The organism is Chryseobacterium sp. AC417 (assembly GCF_979258215.1).
In genome coordinates, this window is record NZ_OZ409845.1 from 3,270,518 (window position 1) to 3,289,056 (window position 18,539).

Annotated in this window: 18 protein-coding genes; 6 read left to right on the plus strand and 12 right to left on the minus strand. The window is 35.9% G+C overall.

Annotated features, from left to right (window positions below; all coding sequences use genetic code 11):
• Positions 1 to 240: 240 nt before the first annotated feature.
• The 4 genes from ACZZ9T_RS15575 to ACZZ9T_RS15590 all read right to left on the minus strand — a co-directional run bounded on the left by ACZZ9T_RS15575 (position 241) and on the right by ACZZ9T_RS15590 (position 5,396).
• On the minus strand, positions 241 to 1,167 hold the full coding sequence (locus ACZZ9T_RS15575) for a malate dehydrogenase (protein WP_463429258.1): 927 nt from the start codon (positions 1,165 to 1,167) through the stop codon (positions 241 to 243).
• A 201-nt stretch (positions 1,168 to 1,368) separates the two neighbouring features.
• A complete protein-coding gene (locus ACZZ9T_RS15580; protein WP_463429259.1) occupies positions 1,369 to 1,920 on the minus strand; it encodes a biliverdin-producing heme oxygenase in 552 nt (183 codons plus the stop codon).
• 9 nt (positions 1,921 to 1,929) lie between these two features.
• Complete coding sequence (locus ACZZ9T_RS15585; protein ID WP_463442848.1) at positions 1,930 to 4,137, minus strand: ATP-binding protein; 2,208 nt, start codon at positions 4,135 to 4,137, stop codon at positions 1,930 to 1,932.
• Between the two features lie 245 nt (positions 4,138 to 4,382).
• Entirely contained in the window at positions 4,383 to 5,396 is a 1,014-nt protein-coding gene (locus ACZZ9T_RS15590; protein ID WP_463429261.1) for a nucleoid-associated protein, read from the minus strand.
• A 312-nt stretch (positions 5,397 to 5,708) separates the two neighbouring features.
• Between ACZZ9T_RS15590 and ACZZ9T_RS15595 the strand changes: the two genes are divergently transcribed.
• Positions 5,709 to 6,107 carry a DUF7674 family protein gene (locus ACZZ9T_RS15595; RefSeq protein ID WP_463429262.1) on the plus strand — a complete coding sequence of 133 codons (399 nt, stop codon included), beginning with the start codon at positions 5,709 to 5,711 and terminating at the stop codon, positions 6,105 to 6,107.
• Positions 6,108 to 6,219: 112 nt separating this feature from the next.
• Here ACZZ9T_RS15595 and ACZZ9T_RS15600 read toward each other — a convergent pair whose 3' ends face one another.
• Positions 6,220 to 6,774, minus strand: coding sequence for an HD domain-containing protein (locus tag ACZZ9T_RS15600; RefSeq protein ID WP_463442849.1), 555 nt, complete (start codon positions 6,772 to 6,774; stop codon positions 6,220 to 6,222).
• A gap of 326 nt (positions 6,775 to 7,100) precedes the next feature.
• Between ACZZ9T_RS15600 and ACZZ9T_RS15605 the strand changes: the two genes are divergently transcribed.
• The 3 genes from ACZZ9T_RS15605 to ACZZ9T_RS15615 all read left to right on the plus strand — a co-directional run bounded on the left by ACZZ9T_RS15605 (position 7,101) and on the right by ACZZ9T_RS15615 (position 9,518).
• Positions 7,101 to 7,466: an SPW repeat domain-containing protein gene (locus ACZZ9T_RS15605; protein ID WP_463442850.1), complete on the plus strand. Its 366-nt coding sequence runs from the start codon at positions 7,101 to 7,103 to the stop codon at positions 7,464 to 7,466.
• 205 nt (positions 7,467 to 7,671) lie between these two features.
• Positions 7,672 to 8,823 (plus strand): zinc-dependent alcohol dehydrogenase, encoded by a 1,152-nt coding sequence (locus ACZZ9T_RS15610; protein WP_463442851.1) that lies wholly within the window; start codon positions 7,672 to 7,674, stop codon positions 8,821 to 8,823.
• A 26-nt stretch (positions 8,824 to 8,849) separates the two neighbouring features.
• Entirely contained in the window at positions 8,850 to 9,518 is a 669-nt protein-coding gene (locus tag ACZZ9T_RS15615) for a hypothetical protein (protein WP_463442852.1), read from the plus strand.
• A 134-nt stretch (positions 9,519 to 9,652) separates the two neighbouring features.
• Here ACZZ9T_RS15615 and ACZZ9T_RS15620 read toward each other — a convergent pair whose 3' ends face one another.
• From ACZZ9T_RS15620 to ACZZ9T_RS15650, 7 genes are all read right to left on the minus strand, one after another.
• Entirely contained in the window at positions 9,653 to 9,907 is a 255-nt protein-coding gene (locus ACZZ9T_RS15620; RefSeq protein WP_463442853.1) for a hypothetical protein, read from the minus strand.
• The gene (locus ACZZ9T_RS15625) at positions 9,858 to 10,616 is read right to left on the minus strand and encodes a manganese catalase family protein (RefSeq protein ID WP_463442854.1); all 759 of its coding nucleotides are present in this window, start codon (positions 10,614 to 10,616) and stop codon (positions 9,858 to 9,860) included. The genes ACZZ9T_RS15620 and ACZZ9T_RS15625 overlap by 50 nt, the downstream gene beginning before the upstream one ends.
• Positions 10,617 to 10,842: 226 nt before the next feature.
• Complete coding sequence (locus tag ACZZ9T_RS15630) at positions 10,843 to 11,223, minus strand: hypothetical protein (protein WP_463442855.1); 381 nt, start codon at positions 11,221 to 11,223, stop codon at positions 10,843 to 10,845.
• Positions 11,224 to 11,368: 145 nt separating this feature from the next.
• On the minus strand, positions 11,369 to 11,782 hold the full coding sequence (locus ACZZ9T_RS15635; protein WP_463442856.1) for a Crp/Fnr family transcriptional regulator: 414 nt from the start codon (positions 11,780 to 11,782) through the stop codon (positions 11,369 to 11,371).
• A gap of 527 nt (positions 11,783 to 12,309) precedes the next feature.
• Positions 12,310 to 13,155, minus strand: a complete 846-nt coding sequence (locus tag ACZZ9T_RS15640) for a cyanophycinase (RefSeq protein WP_463442857.1) — start codon at positions 13,153 to 13,155, stop codon at positions 12,310 to 12,312.
• 207 nt (positions 13,156 to 13,362) lie between these two features.
• Positions 13,363 to 15,882: a cyanophycin synthetase gene (gene cphA, locus ACZZ9T_RS15645; RefSeq protein WP_463442858.1), complete on the minus strand. Its 2,520-nt coding sequence runs from the start codon at positions 15,880 to 15,882 to the stop codon at positions 13,363 to 13,365.
• A gap of 95 nt (positions 15,883 to 15,977) precedes the next feature.
• Positions 15,978 to 16,379, minus strand: coding sequence for a hypothetical protein (locus ACZZ9T_RS15650; protein ID WP_463442859.1), 402 nt, complete (start codon positions 16,377 to 16,379; stop codon positions 15,978 to 15,980).
• Positions 16,380 to 16,909: 530 nt separating this feature from the next.
• Between ACZZ9T_RS15650 and ACZZ9T_RS15655 the strand changes: the two genes are divergently transcribed.
• Both ACZZ9T_RS15655 and ACZZ9T_RS15660 read left to right on the plus strand, forming a co-directional pair.
• Positions 16,910 to 17,143 carry a glutathione synthase gene (locus ACZZ9T_RS15655; RefSeq protein ID WP_463442860.1) on the plus strand — a complete coding sequence of 78 codons (234 nt, stop codon included), beginning with the start codon at positions 16,910 to 16,912 and terminating at the stop codon, positions 17,141 to 17,143.
• A gap of 280 nt (positions 17,144 to 17,423) precedes the next feature.
• A complete protein-coding gene (locus ACZZ9T_RS15660; protein ID WP_463442861.1) occupies positions 17,424 to 18,281 on the plus strand; it encodes a cyanophycinase in 858 nt (285 codons plus the stop codon).
• Positions 18,282 to 18,539 lie beyond the last annotated feature (258 nt).

Here is an 18,539-nt window from a genome sequence, read left to right on the forward strand (position 1 = left end):
CATCTTGATTCATCGATCTTAAAATAAGTTTTGGCTAAAGCCAAATTTGAAACTTATCATTTGGTCGGGTTAAAGCCCGACCCTATTGATGTAAATAAATCAGATCATATAAATTAGACCATCTGGAAAATAGACCTTACGTTTAATAACAATATGTAAACCTATTTTATTAACAGAGAATAGCAACTAAAAACCGCGCGCCCTTCGGGCGCGCGGTTCATTTATATAAAGTTTAATAAATTAAAACTTCAAATCACCATTTACGTCTCTTACTGCTTTTGCAGCTTCAGCAAATTTAGCTTTCTCTTCTTCAGTTAAAGAAATGTTGACGATGCTTTCAACACCATTTTTCCCGATGATTGCAGGAACGCCTAGGCAGATATCGCTTTCACCATATTCTCCGTCAAGCATCAATGAACAAGGGATCATTTTTTTCTGGTCACAAGCAATTGCCTGAACCATTACAGAAACTGCTGCACCCGGTGCATACCAAGCTGAAGTACCCAATAATTTAGTTAATGTAGCACCACCAACTTTAGTTTCTTCGATGACATAGCTTTGCTTAGCCTCATCAAGAAATTCAGTTACAGGAACTCCGTTTCTTGTAGCTTTGCTCAACAATGGAAGCATACCGGTGTCACTGTGAGCAGCGATTACCATTCCGTCTACATCTGAGATTGGAGCTTCTAGAGCTTCAGCCAATCTGTATTTGAATCTTGCAGAATCTAAAGCACCACCCATACCGATGATTTTATGCTTAGGAAGACCTGAAGTTTTGTGTACCAAATAGGTCATTGTATCCATTGGATTAGCAACAACGATGATGATTACTTCAGGAGAATTTTTTACTAAGTTTTCAGTAACTTCTTTTACAATTCCTGCGTTGATACCGATTAATTCTTCTCTTGTCATCCCCGGCTTTCTTGGGATACCTGAAGTAATTACTGCTACATGAGAACCTGCTGTTTTACTGTAATCTCCTGTTGTTCCTGTAATTTTTGTATCAAATCCGTTCAAAGATGCAGTCTGCATCAAATCCATTGCTTTTCCTTCAGCAAAACCTTCTTTGATATCTACTAAAACTACTTCTGAACAGAAATCTTTCATTGCGATGTATTCTGCACAACTTGCTCCTACAGCACCTGCACCAACTACGGTTACTTTCATAATATATTTATTTATTGTTTATTATTTGTATTATGGAACTTTACAGATTCATAATATATTTATTTATTGTTTTTAATGGTATTATGGAACTTTACAGTTTCATAATGTTACTTTTTAAATTATAATTTTTTTGCCTCCCAAATGTACAAATTCCCGAAAAATTGCGCAATCTTTCGGGAATTTAATTATTATTTAAGAAAATTAATTGACGTTCAATAAAAACGTATACAATTTTTTGGCTCCCGATAACACTTCATCATAGTTTTTCTCCTTAACTTCATTATCCAAAAACTGTTTAAAGTTTTTCCACATTGATCCTGTATTTTCCTGATAACATCCAAAGAAATTGAAAGTAACATCTTCAAAACCTTCGGTTTTTGAAAGCTGTTTTGCAATTACATTTCCTCCCAAAGTAGAACCTTCAATAACGTACATGGCTCCCAAAGCTTCGTATGTGTTATCAAATTCTAATGGATGGGAAACTGTTTGATTTTTCAGTTTCAGACTTGCCAAATCTTTTTCGATTAACGGAAGTTTTACTCTTTGGTCTAAATGAAGTTTTCCTGAAAAGCTCTCTGAAAGTCTGTTGAATATTTTGTCTTCACTGTGAAGAAGCATCAAATAGTTGGTATTGATGATTTTTTTGTAGTCTGCAAGAGTAAATGTTTTGTTGAAAATTTTATCAGAACTAAATAGTTTTTCTGCTGCATCATGAAACTCAGCCGTATTTTGTTTTAGATACTCAGATACCATTATTTATATTTAAATTTTCACAAATTTAGGGTTTTGAAACGTTAAAATAAAACAAGTTCCTTCATTATTGCTTTCATACGCTACATTTCCTCCAATTCTGATCATGATTCGGTGAACGATTGAAAGACCAATTCCGTTTCCTTTGAATTGTCTGGCGTTATCCATCCTGCTGAAAATTTTAAACATTCTGTGTTTTTCAGATTCGGGAATTCCGATACCATTGTCTGTGATTCTGTATATCACTTTGTCATCTTTTTCGATTCCTTCAATAATTACTTTAGGCTCTTCATGCTTTGAAGAATATTTCACGGCATTATTGATAATATTTAGAAATACCTGATGCAGCAAGGTTTTATCAGCCAAAACACTCGGACAATCTTTGATTATAACATTACTCTCCGGGCTGTTGAAAGTCATTTTGGAATTTTCAGTAATTTTCTCAATGGTTTGGCGGGTTTCTATACTTTCAAGTTCAATTTCGATGTGCTTGGCACGGCTCAGCTGAAGTACGTCCTGCATCATCTCAGCCATACCGTCAATCTCATCAATGATAGAGCTCAATTTATGTTTATTTTTATCGGAAGTATCAGAAAGACTTCTCAGCAACATCTGAGCATTCAGTTTCATGACCGTGAGCGGAGTTCCCAAATCATGAGAAATGGTGTAAGAAAAGCTGTCTAGCTCTTCATTCACTTTTTTTAGCTGCTCATTCAGACTTTTTATAGTGATATATTGCTTGTGAGAGGTTTCTAAAATTACATCACGAATTGTCTGCACCGCAATTTCATTTCTGGAATTCCATCTTGTAGAATTTCCTTTTATATTTTCTTTAAAAACTTCAAATGAAGTTCGTGGAGAAACCATATTTTTTTCTTCACCATTCTGAGAAAAAACTTCGATTTTCTTTTCGGGATTTCCTGCCCAGTTGATGTGTTCATTAAATTCTTTTCTGAACCAAATGAGCAACTCTCTTTTACTTCTTTCAACAAAATAAATAATCACTCCGCCGGCTGTTTCGTCAAGACCCAGCTCATCACCAAAATCTTTAAGGAAACTACGGCTGATGAAAACTGCTTCTTCTGTGTTCTGATATGCCCAATCTACAATTTTTTGTACAACATGGCGCTGCGGTGTAACTCCTTCTGTTACCACATAATTTTCAGAAATCACAGCTATACCATCTGCTTCCGGAAGATTTCTGATTTCAGATTTATTTTCTACCAGTGATTCAAATAAAGTATTGTGTTTTAAAAATTCGGTCTTAAGCTGCGAAGCTTTTATATTTAAGTCTAAGCGATATTCTAATTCTTTTTTTGACTTAAAAGATGAATACGCATTGGATGCCAATACGGTAAAAATACCTGCTTGTACACGGTCTTCCAGGTCAATATGTTTCGGCACAGAATTCTGACAAGCTACCAAGCCCCACAATTTGTCATCAATAATAATAGATACACTGAAGCTTGAAGCAGCACCGGAGTTTTTGATGTATTGCCCATGAATAGGCGACATAGCTCTCGATGACAAATAGGTAAGATCAATAGTATCCAGTGTTTTACTGAGTATTTTTATAGGCTCCGAATATACATTACTGAAAATTCTTTTTCTTTTCTTTTTGTAAAGTTCGCGCGCCTGTACAGGAATATCAGATTCCGGGTAATGCAAACCCAGATAACTTTCTAAATTATTGTTTGTTTTTTCTGAAATCACCTTACCGGAACCGTCTTCCATGAATTTATAAACAATGACACGGTCGTAATTGATAATACTGAAAAGGCTATTCAGAAGCTGATCCCAAATTTCCTGCTCGTTATCGATGATGTAGAAATTATCGTATTTATTGGTAATTCTCTTGTGGGGATTTTCTAAAAGTTCTTCAAACTCAAGAAAAACATGATTCTGACTGCGATAAACAGAAAAGTGATATTCTTTTTCTTCAATTAAGATTTTATCAAAATACGTTTCATTTTCTCTTCTCGTCAGGGAATCTACGGACTGAAAAATATCTGAACTTAATACTCCCTGAAATAATCCTGGGAAATCTGTGATTTTTTTTCCGAAAAAAAGATCCGGATTTTCAGTTTTAAAAAGATCGGTAATATTTTCACCGAAAAAAGTAATGTTACGAGTTTCTGCGTCTATGCCAATCAGATATCCGAAACTTTGTATGTAGCCCGGTATATGAATGGGCTCTTCATGACATTCAACAAAATTCATAAATAACACTTAAAGAAATCAAAGTTAATCAAATTTTATATCTGAATAATACTTTGTGGTATTAGTTGCGAAATTTCTATTAATAATTAATAAAAATTATAATTATTTAATATTAAATTAACATTTTAAACAGGAGATTATGAAATAATTGCTAAATTTTGATGATAATGTTTACGATTTCGACAAGTATTTTAAGCAAATCTAAATCAGCTATAATTCATCTAAGATTTTTTGTTTAAAGAAAATTACACTTCTTTATCAAAATACAGCATATAGAATTTGCCTTTTTCATCCTGACCCTGCTCAAGCATTTTTCGGTCACCATGAATATAGATATGAAAATTTTTATCTAATTTAATGATGCTTTTAAAATGTCTCTGCGTTTTTTTTACTGCAGCTTCACTGATCGGGAATTCTTCTGAAATATTGATCTGCATTTCCTGCTCATAATCTGTTTTAAAATTATTAAAGCTTTCAATCACATGTTCGTCTTTCAAAACCTCAGCCGCAAACTCATCCAGCTTAAATTCTTCTTTTTCTTTGAAAAAATTGATGGACTGATTCAGAAAATCTGCCTGATCTGCCTTTGAAACTTCAAATTCTTGTGGTAATTGTTTCGTAATGTAATCTTTATAAACCATTAAAGCTTCCTGAGTATGGAAATATTCGTCATCTCGCTGTTTCACTTTCAAGAAATCTTCAAACCAATAGTACATATCGCCGTTTTTATTATTATCAACGACCGAAAGTACATACCCGCTTTCTTTACTGCTATTATAAATCAACGCTGCCTTATCAATTTTTGAAAGACTGATTCCCTGATCTTTATCAATCTCAAATGATTCATTTTTAGGGAAAATCTTCAGGAAAGATTCTCTTTTTTCGGTTTTAAAAATTCCGATTTTATCCACTTTTTCATCACCTTCTCTATCGTCCTCAAAATACACAATGAACAATTCGCCACCCTGCACTCTCGGATTTTCAGCAGCTTCAAAAAGATGCCTGGCGAGATTTTCAGATTCAAAGAAAAATTTAGCTTTGTCTTCAAAAATTTCAGATACAGAACTGTATACCGGATTATTCACCAAGTAAGAGTCGCTGTAAAACTGATAGGTTTCTTCGGTTTTAAATGATCCTAGAAAATAATTCTCCAGCAATTCAACAGTTCCTTCATCCAACTCAAGCTCTTCCTGAGAAAGTAAAAGAGATTCTCCGTTGATTTTATTTCCGACTCTGTGTACTACAATTTTTGAAAACATCTTTGATTTTTTGTGGACTGCAAATATATTTAATCTCTGCATTAAAAAAGTAAAAATAAATTTTTCTTTTAAACACAAAAAATAAATTGACTTGAGAATATTTAATTTATCACCAATAAATGATTTAAAATAACTAATCAAAATAAAACAATTCTATAATAAAGCCTCAAAACTCCCATTAATAAAGAATTTTTTCGCTATCTACAATTTCATTTCTAAATTATTTACTTTAAGTATTATTTAACATTCTCTCTTTTGTTTTGGTACACTTTTGGTTATCATTTTCTGGATTTAAGAAAAATATTTAAAATAATGAAAAATTTTGAAGCGCAAACGATTAATGAAGTACAGGCAATCGAACATTTAAAAATATTTTATCCATCTATTCAGAACGAAATAGCGCAGTTATCTGCTCAGAATAATTTCCCAGGAATCATACAGTCAACGGTTGATTATTTAAAAGTTCTTTTGCAGGAATCTAAAATCAATATTGTCAATCGTAATATCAAAATGATGGAATGGCTTTATAAAAACGGAACTTTCAATGTAAAACATATCATCGAAAATCTCTTTATCAGATCATTTGGAAGCCTTAAAAAGCATACTGATATCCAACAATGGAATCTTTTGTATCAGTATATGCCGATTGAATTTCAACAAATTTATCTCAACCAAACCAAGCTTGACGAGATGATGTTTAAGAAGAATTAATTTTTATATTTGTATAAACCTTCAATGCCCGAACATTCAGTTCGGGCATCGTTTATTATTGGGCATTGATTTAGACAAATCTAGTTGAATTTTACAAGCACATAGATATATCTTAATTATACTTTTTCGTTGCAGTAACTACTTCCAGGGCGATCGTTCGAAGCTCCTGGTTTCCTTTCGTTAATGAAGATACTATGTCATAGCATTCCTGCAAATACCTTTCGGCAAAATCTGGGTCACTTTGCGAAATCTCAGTTGCATTATCAATGATATCAGCATATTTGATGGTCTGAGCTTCCGGACTAATCTCTTTAAGGCGATCGAGCTCCTTTTTCTTTCTTTGGAAACGGTTTAAAGCAGGAAAACTTTTTTTGATATATACATCGGTAAGTTCTGTAACCAGCTGCACGGTGAGATGCTGCTTTTCCTCACTCATATAGTTTTTCAAAAATACTGACAGGTCATTTTGTGTATAAGAAGTGTCTTCCAAGACATCGTGAAGTACGGCCGCCGCCAGAACAGGAAGGCTGTCGGTATACTGACTGCATGTTCTCATCACCCTTACAGGATGAACGATGTACCGGTCTGGAGTGTACTTTCTCATCTGATCACCATGTGCATGATCTGCAAATTCAATAATTTTATCTAATTTCTCTAAATCGGTCATATTAATTTATTGTATTAATCATTTGCTGTATGGGAATTTCCGTTTATTCTTTTTCAAGCTTAAAAAGTACTATTATACTGCTATACTGCAAAATGGATCTCTGAATGCGGATAAGCTTGAGACTCTCATTCATTAAGCCTCTCAAATAAAAGCATTACTTTTTTAATGGTATAGGATTTAGATCATAAAAAGCCACATTACTAATCTTTTTTTTCTATCAAAACATAATTACAAAACATTAAAAATCAATCACTTGTATCTTATTTTTTCTTTCAGTGGTACAAAAATTGGATTTAATGCTGTACACAAAATTAAAAATATTAGTTATGATTTCATCAAAAATTCACGCTGCTTTAGATTATATTGTAGGGATCCTACTCATTGCAGCACCCTGGCTTTTCGGATTTGCCGACAAAACTGCAGCAACGTTAATTCCAGTTATTTTAGGGGCTTCAACAATAATATACAGCCTCTTTACCAATTACGAATACAGTCTAGTCCGTCTTATTCCCTACAAAATTCATCTTACAATCGATTTCATTGCAGGGTTGCTTTTATTGGTATCACCTTGGCTTTTTGGCTTCAGCGACAGAGTTTATCTGCCACACGCTATTTTAGGAGCATTTGAAATTATAGCGGTGATGCTTTCCAGAAAAGCAACTGATAGTATTCACAGAACTGGGCAGGTTTAAGGATCAGCTCATGAATATTTAATAATAAGATTATCCTAAAGTCAGGAAATCCATATTATATTCTTTTGAAAATACATGAAATTATAGTTCTAAGCCAAAAACACGACATCACTTCTTTTAAAACGGGCAGATACAATAAATATGGTCAAGAAATTATGGCAGTATTTATCTTACTTAAACTCCAATACAATAAAAATAAACATCTATGTTAGCAATGAATTTCCGCGGACCCTTTCGCGTACGCGCAGACCGCAATATGCCGGAACCAAAAATAGAACATCCTGAAGACGCAATTGTGCGGGTATTAAGATCCTGTATCTGCGGCTCAGATCTGCATCTTTATCATGGTCTTGTTCCCGATACTCGTGTGGGAACCACGTTTGGGCACGAGTTTATCGGAGAAGTAGTTGAAATTGGCTCCTCTGTACAAAAACTGAAAGTAGGCGATAAGGTAATGGTGCCATTTAATATTGCCTGCGGAAAATGTGCTTTTTGTAAACAGGAACTTTACGGTAATTGCCATGAATCAAATCCAATGGCCACCGCAGTAGGAGGTATTTTTGGCTACTCTCACACGGCAGGCGGTTTTCAGGGCGGACAGGCCGAATATGCCCGTGTCCCTTATGCAGATGTGGGACCAACAGTAATTCCTGACTGGATGGATCCTGACGATGCAGTGCTGCTTACTGATGTGGTTCCTACCGGCTATCAGGCGGCAGAGATGGCAGGTATTCAAAGAGGTGATACCGTAGTGATTTTTGGCGCCGGACCCATTGGTATTATGGCGGCTAAATCTGCGTGGCTGTTTGGTGCAGGAAGAGTTATCGTGATCGACCATCTGGAATACCGGCTCGATTTCGTAGCAAAATATGCGCAATGTGAAGCTTATAATTTTAATAGCATTGGCGATCCTGTGGTTTTCATCAAAGCCCAAACTGATTCTTTGGGTGCAGATGTCTGTATAGATGCCGTAGGGTGCGAAGCAAAAGGGAATTTGACGAATACGATTCTGGGAACGAAGTTGCTTTTACAGGGTGGTTCTACCACGGCACTTCACTGGGCAATTAATTCTGTGAAGAAAGGGGGAATTGTTTCGATTGTGGGTGTTTACGGCCCTACAGATGCATTAGTACCGATAGGAAACGTTGTAAATAAAGGGATTACGATCCGAGCCAATCAGGCAGCCGTAAAACGCAACTTGCCTAAGCTTATTGAGCACATAAAAAACGGGGTTCTTGACCCCAAACAAATCATCACTCACCGGGTGCCACTGGAAGAAGTAGCCGATGCTTATCATATATTTTCACGCAAGCTGGACGGCTGTATAAAGACAGTGCTTATTCCACCAACCATTTAAAAGTTTTTAACTAAAAATATTACGACATGCTTACAGACGAAACAAAACCCTCCGATTTTAAAAAGAGTGAAGAAACAGATTACAGCCAGATTAAAGGTTGGGGAATAGATGCCGATCCGCAAAACGACCCTGTTTATCCAATGAAAAAACGTACTAACGAAGAACATGAAGGCTACACATGGGAACGTCCGGAACAGCAACCTGAAAATGCTGAAATTCTGAAGTCCGTTGAGCGACCCAATTTAACCGCTGTTTTTGGTACTGCCTCGCCGCCGGAAGGTATAAACGGAGCCATCAGAAAATTGGCATTCCGTTACAGTGAATCCAGCTATGGCAGATGGCTTCCGCTTGTTCTCGCAGACCGTGTGGGCGCAGTTGAAGGAATTATTGACGACTTAAAAAACGGCTATTTGCCGAACATCTTTGCCGAGCGCGGCTGGGGAGCAGAATGGAAGTACAATAAAAAAGAATTTTCTTCTGAAATTTGCAGTAGCGGCGGCTGTGACTGCCGTCGCCGTAAGTATTCTATCTTCGAAAAAGAAAAGCAAAGATTAATCAAATCACGGTCGGAAGAAATTCCGGCCGTTTTTATGTTTTATTTAGCCCCTGTTTTGTTATACTTTTCATACCGAGCATTAATGATGACCACTTTTGCGATTAATATCTGTAGATTCCTATTCTCGGAATTTTCTTAATGCCGTACTACATTAGTATTTTCTCAATTGCTGGAATTTTCAAACAGTCAGACCACTTGGTTAGTGACTAAACTACTTTTTATAATTTAAAAAGGTCTGTAAAGAATTACTTTACAGACCTTTAAAATCAAATATCAAAAAGAATCATTTTTTTCATCTCCCCTAATAAAAACATTGTTTTTAATTTTCCCTCCTGATTCTTTAAATTCAGTGAAAGCATCTGCCAATGCCTGCAATTCTTCATCGAGACCCGGAGCAAATTCTTCCGGCCGTTCAGGTGCTTGCGGGCTCGGAAACGATTCACGAGGTTCTTTAAGTGTTGTCAGTTGTGTCCCATCATTAAATGGCGATGGTCCGCTGAAAATCTGTTCCATTAGTGACCCGTCCATACGGAACGTGTATTGTTCTCGATGCAGACCTAAGTCCATTAGTCTTTTTTACTTCAGGAAACTGTGAAGAATCAAATTTTGGCACAGGTAAAGCCTTGCTCCAATCTACTCCCAAAGTTTCCAGAGCTTTTGCGAAAGCTGCCTGATGAGCCTCATCCCGAACGATAAGAAATGCGACGGTTGCGCGTAAGGTCTTGTTACTGCTCATCTGGTAGATTCTGCATTTTTGAATCCTCCCGGTAGCCTCTAGCACTAAATTGTCCATCAGATCGAGAACTAAATTCCCATGATTGTGTACATAGCTTCCACTCCATGGATTCCCGGCAGCATCAACTGGTAGCGCAGCTTGGGCACCTATGATGTAATGATGAGGATTTTGTTGTTCCTTAGCCATATCCAAAGCTACACCTCCGTCTTTACTGGGTGCTTCATATTTGTCTCCCTGATATCTTGGAGACCCATCTAATAACTGAGAAATAGTTTTGGTGATTAGCTCTACGTGAGAAATCTCCTCAATACCTACTCCCTGAATTAGATCCATGTAGGGCGTAGCGTTGCCACGGAAGTTAAAACTCTGGAAAAGATACTGCATCATGGTACGCATTTCGCCAAACTGACCACCTAATCCTTCCTGCAGGGCATTAGCCGCAGATGGATCCGGTTCATCAAGCACAATCGGGTTAATAAGATTTTGTGAATGGTAAAACATATTTTTTATTTTTTGGTGTTAGACTTAAAATCTGCTAACTTTATGCCAACTACTGTTATTGTGGTATATAAATACCTAAAAATCAAATACTTATGACTATAGTCATATAAGGTTTTTCAAATAATATCCAAAATTTTATTGTTATGGACGCCTATTCATTTTCAAGTATAACTGAGATACTTAATTTCTTACCTTCCAAATCGGAAGATTTGTTAGATATACCTTGTTAACCTCTAGAAGAATAGGAGCGTTTTTTCAAAATAATATGTAAGATCCAATAGCTCATAAATACTAACTGCAGTCCTCCGTCAATACAATAGACCCATTTGATAACGCCTCTAAAGTAATAGTAGAGTTCAATTAGCGCTAAAGATAGACAGCAAAGAATGAATGCAATTGCCATGATAAAATTCTTTTTGTCGCTGAATGCAAGATGAAGTAAAATCAGACAGTAAGGCAATAGCAATACACCAACAGTTTTAACAAGCCATACTTCTCTTTTATATCCGGTAACTGCTAAAAAACTCGTTATATCTATAAGTGGCCATACAGCGGTGACAAAAAAATAAGCCGCCTGGATAAGAGGAAAAATTTTAACTTTTTGCATATATTTCAATATTAATACAGCACAAACGGTTTTTAGCCCGTAATATCTTATTGCTATTTATTGTAAATTTTAGCAGCTCTATTTTGCAGACGGATTAATCTGTAAACGGCATCTTTCAAAATGCACATTTTAGATAAGGTTCATGTCAGCAATCTTTTGAAGGGTTTACTGCGGAATATTGATGGAGCATGGTAAGAGTACAACAAACTCTGTGTGACATTGCAAGACATAGATTTTGATATAGTTTAGGATAAACATCAAGCATTGCGAAGAAATTTTGTTTACAGACTCTCATTATTTTACATGTAGTCAGCGCAACTGCATTCATTGGATATGGTTGTTTAAGAAACAATACCATGTCACCGAAACACTGTCCTTCAGAGAGAATGTTATGAATAAACTCCTTACTGTCTTCATTAATATTATTGAGTTTAATCTTTCCTTCAATGATCTGGTAGTAATATGAAGATGAATTTCCTTCACGGAAAATAAATTCCTGAGGCTTATATTCTATAATTTCAGCTCCTGCAGAAACTAAATAATGTTCTTCTATAACCATAGTTTTTGTTTATTGAATATTAGCACTTGTTATTTCATAGTATACTGCCCAACCAATAAATACAATCGGCTACCTCCAGAGTATGAGGTGCTCCTGAAATGAAGGCAGTATAATGATTACTTACTGTTTATTATAGAATCTACATCGTAAACTGTACTAGTTTGATCGCCGGAATCAGGGTTAGTAATGCGAATAATTTCATAGTTTTTGTATTTTGTGGTGTGTTTCAAAGATAAATAGTCATAACCTTTGCATTTTATGACGTAAGTCATTATCAACACTATGTTTTTCAAATAAATATTAATAATTCACGCTTAATTTGTTGTAAAAAAATTCACTATACAATTTAGTATTTCAAAGTGACATTACAGGTTGATTTTGATATGCTTTCAATGTATTATTGATGTAAAGAAAATGCTCATAATAATTTTTATGAGCATTTAAACAATTAGACATTAAGGCTTGGGAATAATGTTATAGATTATCTTGGTTTCCGTCTAAACATGGCATTATTTTTAAAATGAATCTTAGCTGCTCATATTTGCACCTTCCATCTGTCCTGTGTTGAGGTCTATAATGCAGTTTTCCGTTAAGAGATGAACTGTGAGGTTTTCAACATATATCGGAGATCCTTTTTCAGCGGTATCTATGTTAGTTTGACCCATATTTTTGGCACTGATCACAATCACCATACCTGATCCTTTACACACTGCTTTGGAACCGTCCTCTATAAGTAGAGCTGTATCTTCTCCCAGACCGATGCCATGAAGATCCTGATGAAGTAATATAGCATGGGCAAGTCTTCCAAATCTTCCTCGATGTACGAAATGCGTATCAACAACTAGATTATTAAGAACGCCTAGTCCTGAATTAAGCTCTATATCATCTGCTAATATAGCCTCACCATTTTCTGCGTCGCTGATAATAATCTCTGGTATGCACATTGCTCCTGCGCTGGTGCCGGCAAGAACGAAGCCTTTCTCATTCTGATATTTCTCCCGAAGTAAGTTTTGAATGTCCGAATTTTTCAGATGTTCGCAAATCCTGCTTTGATCACCGCCTGTAAAGAATACCGTTTTTGAATTAGATATTCTGTCTAAATACACCTCAAGTGGTGTATTGTCGTCAATAACGTGTAAGAAACCAAAATTGGTATACCCTATCTCCTCAAATGTTTTTTGATAGGTGTCGCGCATACTCTCAGGTTCCGAACTCGCTGCTGTAATCACTTCTATTCTGTCATCTTTGGATTCTGCGAGAAGTTTAAGAATTTCATTGGGTGAAAACTTATGGTTATTTTCCTTAATTTCAACTTTGTTATCGGCTCTATCCTCATGTCCACCAATAATTAATAATTTTCCTTTTGGAATCATAAAATCAAACTATTTTTAAATATTAAACGGTAATTTCCACAACAAATCATGTTGTCATTTCAAAATTATACCGAAAAAATGAAAGTAGTATATGAGACGAATCATATATCAAAAACTTCAATGAAAATATTTTCATTGAAGTTTTTAATCGCTTGCTATTGTCTCTAAAATTATTAAAATATTTTTTCAGAAAACTATGATGTAAGATTAATGTTGATACAGCTGAGCGACATTCTGCGTGATCTTGAGTGTCTCGATGGCATCGTCTGCGCAAATAACAACATAGCTTCCCGTTTCTGCTGTATCAATAGCAAAGCGAATAGCAGAGTGGGTATCTGCAATAACCCTATACTCTAAATCCGGCTTTATATCTTGAATCCCCTGTGCTAAAAGCTCGACAATAGATTCCTCACTTCTGCCCCTTGTATCACGGTCAAATCTAATAATAATATCGTCATACATTGATGAAGCAATCTGCCCGAATTCTATAATATCATTATCACGGCGGTCACCCGGTACAGTAATAATCCCGGTTTTTTTCTCCGGAATATGTTTAAGATATCCGGCGAGCGCCTGAAGACCGTGAGGATTATGGGCGTAGTCCACGATAACATTTAAGCCGTTGATTTCAAACTCATTGATGCGACCGGGAGTTTGTTCTGCAGTCGGAATAAAACTCTTTAATGCATGAGCAATCTGTTCAATTCGGATTCCTGAGAAATACCCTGCTAAAATTACAGGCAGTAAGTTCTCAATCATAAATTCTGCTTTTCCATCACGAGTAATGGGTGCTTCGGTTACGTTAAAAACGAAAATTTTATCAGCACCATTGTAAAGGAATATATCATGTTGATGATCTGCATATATTGCCCATCCGCCATTCCTCATATGTTTCTGAAGGCGAATATTGTTTTCATCAGAACAAAACAGAGCAACATTACAACTCACTCTGTCTTTCATTCCATATACAAGTTTGTCTGCTGCATTCAAAATTGCCCAGCCTTCTTTCTTTACTGAACACGGAACCACTGCTTTTACGTTGGCAAGATCCTCTACCGTATAAATATCTTTTAATCCCAAATGATCAGCTGCAACATTGGTGACAATTGCAATATCGCACTGGTCGAATCCGAGACCTGATCTGATAATTCCGCCGCGGGCACATTCAAGCACTGTAAAATCAACGGTCGCATCCTGTAAGATGGTATGTGCACTTTGGGGACCGGAACAATCCCCTGTTTTAATCCTCTCACCTCCAACATAAATACCGTCTGTTGAGCTAAATCCCACAGTATATCCTGCAAATGAGGCTACGTGCGCCATCAGTCTGGTCGTGGTAGTTTTACCATTTGTCCCGGTAATTGCAACGATAGGAATTCTGCCCTCATCTCCCTGCGGAAACATTAAATCTACTATCGCATCCCCGACTTCACGTGGTTTTCCTCTTGTAGGATATTTATGCATTCTCAGTCCAGGAGCTGCATTCACTTCTATAATCGCACCGCCATTTTCCAAAATAGGCTTGGTAATATCCGGACTTATAATATCAATTCCGCAAATATCAAGGCCAATAACTTTGGATACTTTTTCTGACAACAATATATTGGATGGATGTACGATATCTGTAACATCTTCCGCAGTACCACCTGTGCTTAAATTGGCTGTAGACCTTAAAAATATCTGCTGCCCTCTTGCAGGAACAGAATGCAGTTGCAGTCCCTGTTTTTGAAGATGCAGTTCTGCAGCAGAATCCAGATTGATTTTTGTCAGTACATTTTCATGGCCATCACCTCGCAGCGGACTGCTGTTTTCGGTTTCTACCAGCTGTGAAATGGTTGAAAAACCATCTCCGACTACAGAAGCAGGCTGCCGTAATGAGGCTGCAATAAATTTATTTCCGATTACTAACATTCGGTAATCATAGCCTATAATTTCTTTTTCAACAATCACAGATTTTGATATTTGTGCCGCAGAACGAAATCCATTAATAAGTTCTTCAAAGCTTTTAATGCCGCAAGTCACATTTTTTCCCTGATTACCATTAAAGGGCTTGGTGACCAATGGATATCCTAAATTTTCCGCAATCAGTGAAAGTTCACTTTCATCTTGCGTCAATCTTCCATCAGGCACCGGTAAATAGGCACTTTTTAAGAATTTCTTAGTGTAATCTTTATCACAGGCAATATCTACGGAAATACAGGATGTGTAATTAGAAATGGCAGCGCTGATCCTTTTCTGGTTTTTGCCATATCCCAAAATGGTAAATCCTGCAGGTCCTGTATGCACAGGAATATTCCGTTTTCTGGCAGCCTCAATGATCATAGAAGTTGTGGGTCCTTCGCTGTACTTACAGTGAACAGTCATAACCTGCTCCTGAGCTTCAGTGAATGTTGCAGGAATTACATTATCAGAGATTGACTGTATAATTTCTGACGCAAGTTTTAATGATTCCAGACCGGTCTCTTCAACCTCATATTCTATGACTCCGTAAAATATCCCCGGTGAGAATGAAACAATATTATGATAAATAGATGGCCCTTGTAATTTCGAAGACAGTTGTAAAATATAGCTTAGTATACAGAGCCCAAACTCATCATGTTGACAATCAAATTGATAGTTTGAACGGAAATAATCTCTGATCAACTGCTGTTTTTCAGAGTCTGTTTCCGAAATTGTAAAAGGATCATATTTAATAACAATTAGACGGTGGTGAGTGCGGGACCACATGTTTGGGCCCCGCATAATTCTGATTTCACTCGTAATCATAAACAATGGCAGTTATTTAACTTAACTTTTATGGCGAAACTGTAATAGGTTTTCTATTACCTTCTTGTACCCGCTGGCAAATCGCCTTGAGAGTTTTGTTGTGAACCGCTTTGATTGTTTTGTGATGATCCGCTCTGATTGTTTTGTGTTGAACCACTCTGATTGTTCTGTGTTGAACCGTTTTGATTATTTTGTGTGGAACCGTTTTGATTGTTTTGTGATGAATTGTTTCGAGTATTTTGTGCTGAATCTATTCTGGACGGATCTGGTATAGCCGAATTCTGAGATTCTGTACTCAAACTGTCTGTTGACATTGCTGAAGAGTTGTTGGTCGGCATGCTGTTATTGTCATAGGCAGAAGCCGAATCTTCATTGTTTGAAGTGTCTGTTGATGAATTTTTTTTGCAGCTGCTGATTGCAAACGCTAAAACAAGTACTGATGTGATAATTGATTTCATAAATTTTATTTTTTGGTTTACTCAAAGGTAAAACTGTCATCACAACTAAATTATGACTTAGAGCATAACAATAAAATGTTTAATAATTCTTCGTAATTTGTCTCAATCATCCACGATAAAACTAACATTGGATGGCGGAATGCCATACCGGATTAATTCGTACTTTCATGTACAGAGCAGACTTTTCGATACCATGTGGACAGAATCTTCTAAGTCTTGGCAAGAAATTAGCTGAATAAATTATGAAAGCTAAATCATTTTATTATGGAACCAAAAAGACAAAATAAGAATAAACCCAACTTATTTATTATCATCTTATTTTCATTGATACCCCTCATGGTGATAATATATGTTATACTGCACATGATTTTCCCTTCATTGTTTGAAAGCTTGCCTACCGGAGAAATTCAGCCAGTGCGACCAGATCAATAACACATTGATAAGTTGAATAGGAATGATTAAATCGCAACGTAAAGTACTTCTGTTGAATATAGATAAGTAATAGCCAGATAACATTTAACAAAAATAATATGAATAATTACAATTTTAAAAAAGAAGATTTTGTCTTAACTGACGATGGAAGATACCGTGTAGAATTTGACAAAAACAAGATAGGTATCGGAGCTGATTTAACTGTAGAAGAGTTACTGCCCGATGGAAAGTACAGCCCGCTTCAGGCGGAAATTATAAGATTTAATGAAGAAATATTTATCTATTGGAGTACACCTTTTGATGGTAGGATTGCTACTGATATAAAATACTAAGGAGTTCAATAGTTTATTAAGTTACAACATCAATCATTGATCAATTGAATATTTTAAATCGAAGAATTCAGTGGTTAGAATACAAATTGACCAAGTTTTTAAAATTTAAACAAAAGTCAATATGATTATGACAAAGTCAGCAGAAAAGACCAATGAAAAATCTCCACTGATGCAATGATTAATTTAAATGAGACCATAATTAAGACGTTATGACTTACATCATAATTTCTTACAATCCGGTGCGGTAATTTTAGGATCAATATAGTTAGAAATAAATGTTATGAGCCCAAAAGGAAAATTATTGATTATTGGCGGAAATGAGGATCGAGCCTATAATGAGGTTGAAATAGAGGATAACAACAACGAATTTTCAACTGATGAAATTCTTAAATTATTGGTAAAATCCAAAAATGACAGGATAGAAGTGATCACCATAGCCAGTTCAGAACCGGAAAGCATGCGCGAAACTTATCAAAAAACATTTGACGACATCGGTTATACCAATTTTGGATTTTTACATGACGTAGACAATTCTATGCCCATTGACTTATATTTAAAAAGGATATCAAATTCAAAAACAGTATTCTTCACGGGTGGTGATCAGACAAGAATTTGTAAGCATCTGAAGAATTCACCCATTCAACGCTTACTTAAAGAAAAATATTTGAATGAGGATGGCTTTATTGCTGCAGGTACCAGTGCAGGAGCGATGTGCCTGGCTGAGATAGTTATCTGCGAAGCAGAAAATGGTGAGGCAATATTAGCCGATGATATTAAGCTTGAATATGGGCTGAACCTAATTGATAACCTTATTGTTGATACACATTTTGTCCGCCGTGGAAGGTTCGGCAGGCTTGCCCATGCTATTTTGCTACATCAGAAACTTCAGGGTATTGGCTTGGGAGAAGATACTGCTTTGCTTATAAAAGATGGTAATAAAGCAGTCTGCAAAGGCTCTGGAATGATTATTATTATCAATGCCAAGAATATAGGACAAACCAACATAGATTCGGCAGAAGGAGGATGTCCCGTATATGTCGAAAATCTTTCCGCTCACCTCTTAACAGAAAACTGCATTATTGATTTGAATACAGGAAAAGTTGAAGGTCCTGATATTAATAATGAGATTAAACACTAGTAAATAGTTCTTTAACAATATATTCTTACTAATTTAATTCAATACTTCTCACTGCTCAATTTTTATCTCCATATATTACCTTTCTTATTAAGCTAAAAAAATCCCTAAGCTTACACTTGGGGATTCAAATACTGATAAGTTCTTTAAGTTGAACTCTAGAATTTAGTTTGTTATGAATTAAGAAACTTAAATTATAAATGCTCAGACATTAGATGTGATCATCTTTGGAATGAGCATTTAAAATATAGGTAACTCGGA

Coding starts and splice junctions, on each gene's coding strand:
- ACZZ9T_RS15605 (WP_463442850.1), top strand. CDS start 7,101: ATGATTTCATCAAAAATTCACGCTGCTTTAGATTATATTGTAGGGATC.
- ACZZ9T_RS15620 (WP_463442853.1), bottom strand. CDS start 9,907: ATGGACGGGTCACTAATGGAACAGATTTTCAGCGGACCATCGCCATTT.
- ACZZ9T_RS15635 (WP_463442856.1), bottom strand. CDS start 11,782: ATGGTTATAGAAGAACATTATTTAGTTTCTGCAGGAGCTGAAATTATA.
- ACZZ9T_RS15650 (WP_463442859.1), bottom strand. CDS start 16,379: ATGAAATCAATTATCACATCAGTACTTGTTTTAGCGTTTGCAATCAGC.
- ACZZ9T_RS15660 (WP_463442861.1), top strand. CDS start 17,424: ATGAGCCCAAAAGGAAAATTATTGATTATTGGCGGAAATGAGGATCGA.
- ACZZ9T_RS15640 (WP_463442857.1), bottom strand. CDS start 13,155: ATGATTCCAAAAGGAAAATTATTAATTATTGGTGGACATGAGGATAGA.
- ACZZ9T_RS15585 (WP_463442848.1), bottom strand. CDS start 4,137: ATGAATTTTGTTGAATGTCATGAAGAGCCCATTCATATACCGGGCTAC.
- ACZZ9T_RS15595 (WP_463429262.1), top strand. CDS start 5,709: ATGAAAAATTTTGAAGCGCAAACGATTAATGAAGTACAGGCAATCGAA.
- ACZZ9T_RS15630 (WP_463442855.1), bottom strand. CDS start 11,223: ATGCAAAAAGTTAAAATTTTTCCTCTTATCCAGGCGGCTTATTTTTTT.
- ACZZ9T_RS15575 (WP_463429258.1), bottom strand. CDS start 1,167: ATGAAAGTAACCGTAGTTGGTGCAGGTGCTGTAGGAGCAAGTTGTGCA.
- ACZZ9T_RS15590 (WP_463429261.1), bottom strand. CDS start 5,396: ATGTTTTCAAAAATTGTAGTACACAGAGTCGGAAATAAAATCAACGGA.
- ACZZ9T_RS15625 (WP_463442854.1), bottom strand. CDS start 10,616: ATGTTTTACCATTCACAAAATCTTATTAACCCGATTGTGCTTGATGAA.
- ACZZ9T_RS15655 (WP_463442860.1), top strand. CDS start 16,910: ATGAATAATTACAATTTTAAAAAAGAAGATTTTGTCTTAACTGACGAT.
- ACZZ9T_RS15615 (WP_463442852.1), top strand. CDS start 8,850: ATGCTTACAGACGAAACAAAACCCTCCGATTTTAAAAAGAGTGAAGAA.
- ACZZ9T_RS15610 (WP_463442851.1), top strand. CDS start 7,672: ATGTTAGCAATGAATTTCCGCGGACCCTTTCGCGTACGCGCAGACCGC.
- ACZZ9T_RS15600 (WP_463442849.1), bottom strand. CDS start 6,774: ATGACCGATTTAGAGAAATTAGATAAAATTATTGAATTTGCAGATCAT.
- cphA (WP_463442858.1), bottom strand. CDS start 15,882: ATGTGGTCCCGCACTCACCACCGTCTAATTGTTATTAAATATGATCCT.
- ACZZ9T_RS15580 (WP_463429259.1), bottom strand. CDS start 1,920: ATGGTATCTGAGTATCTAAAACAAAATACGGCTGAGTTTCATGATGCA.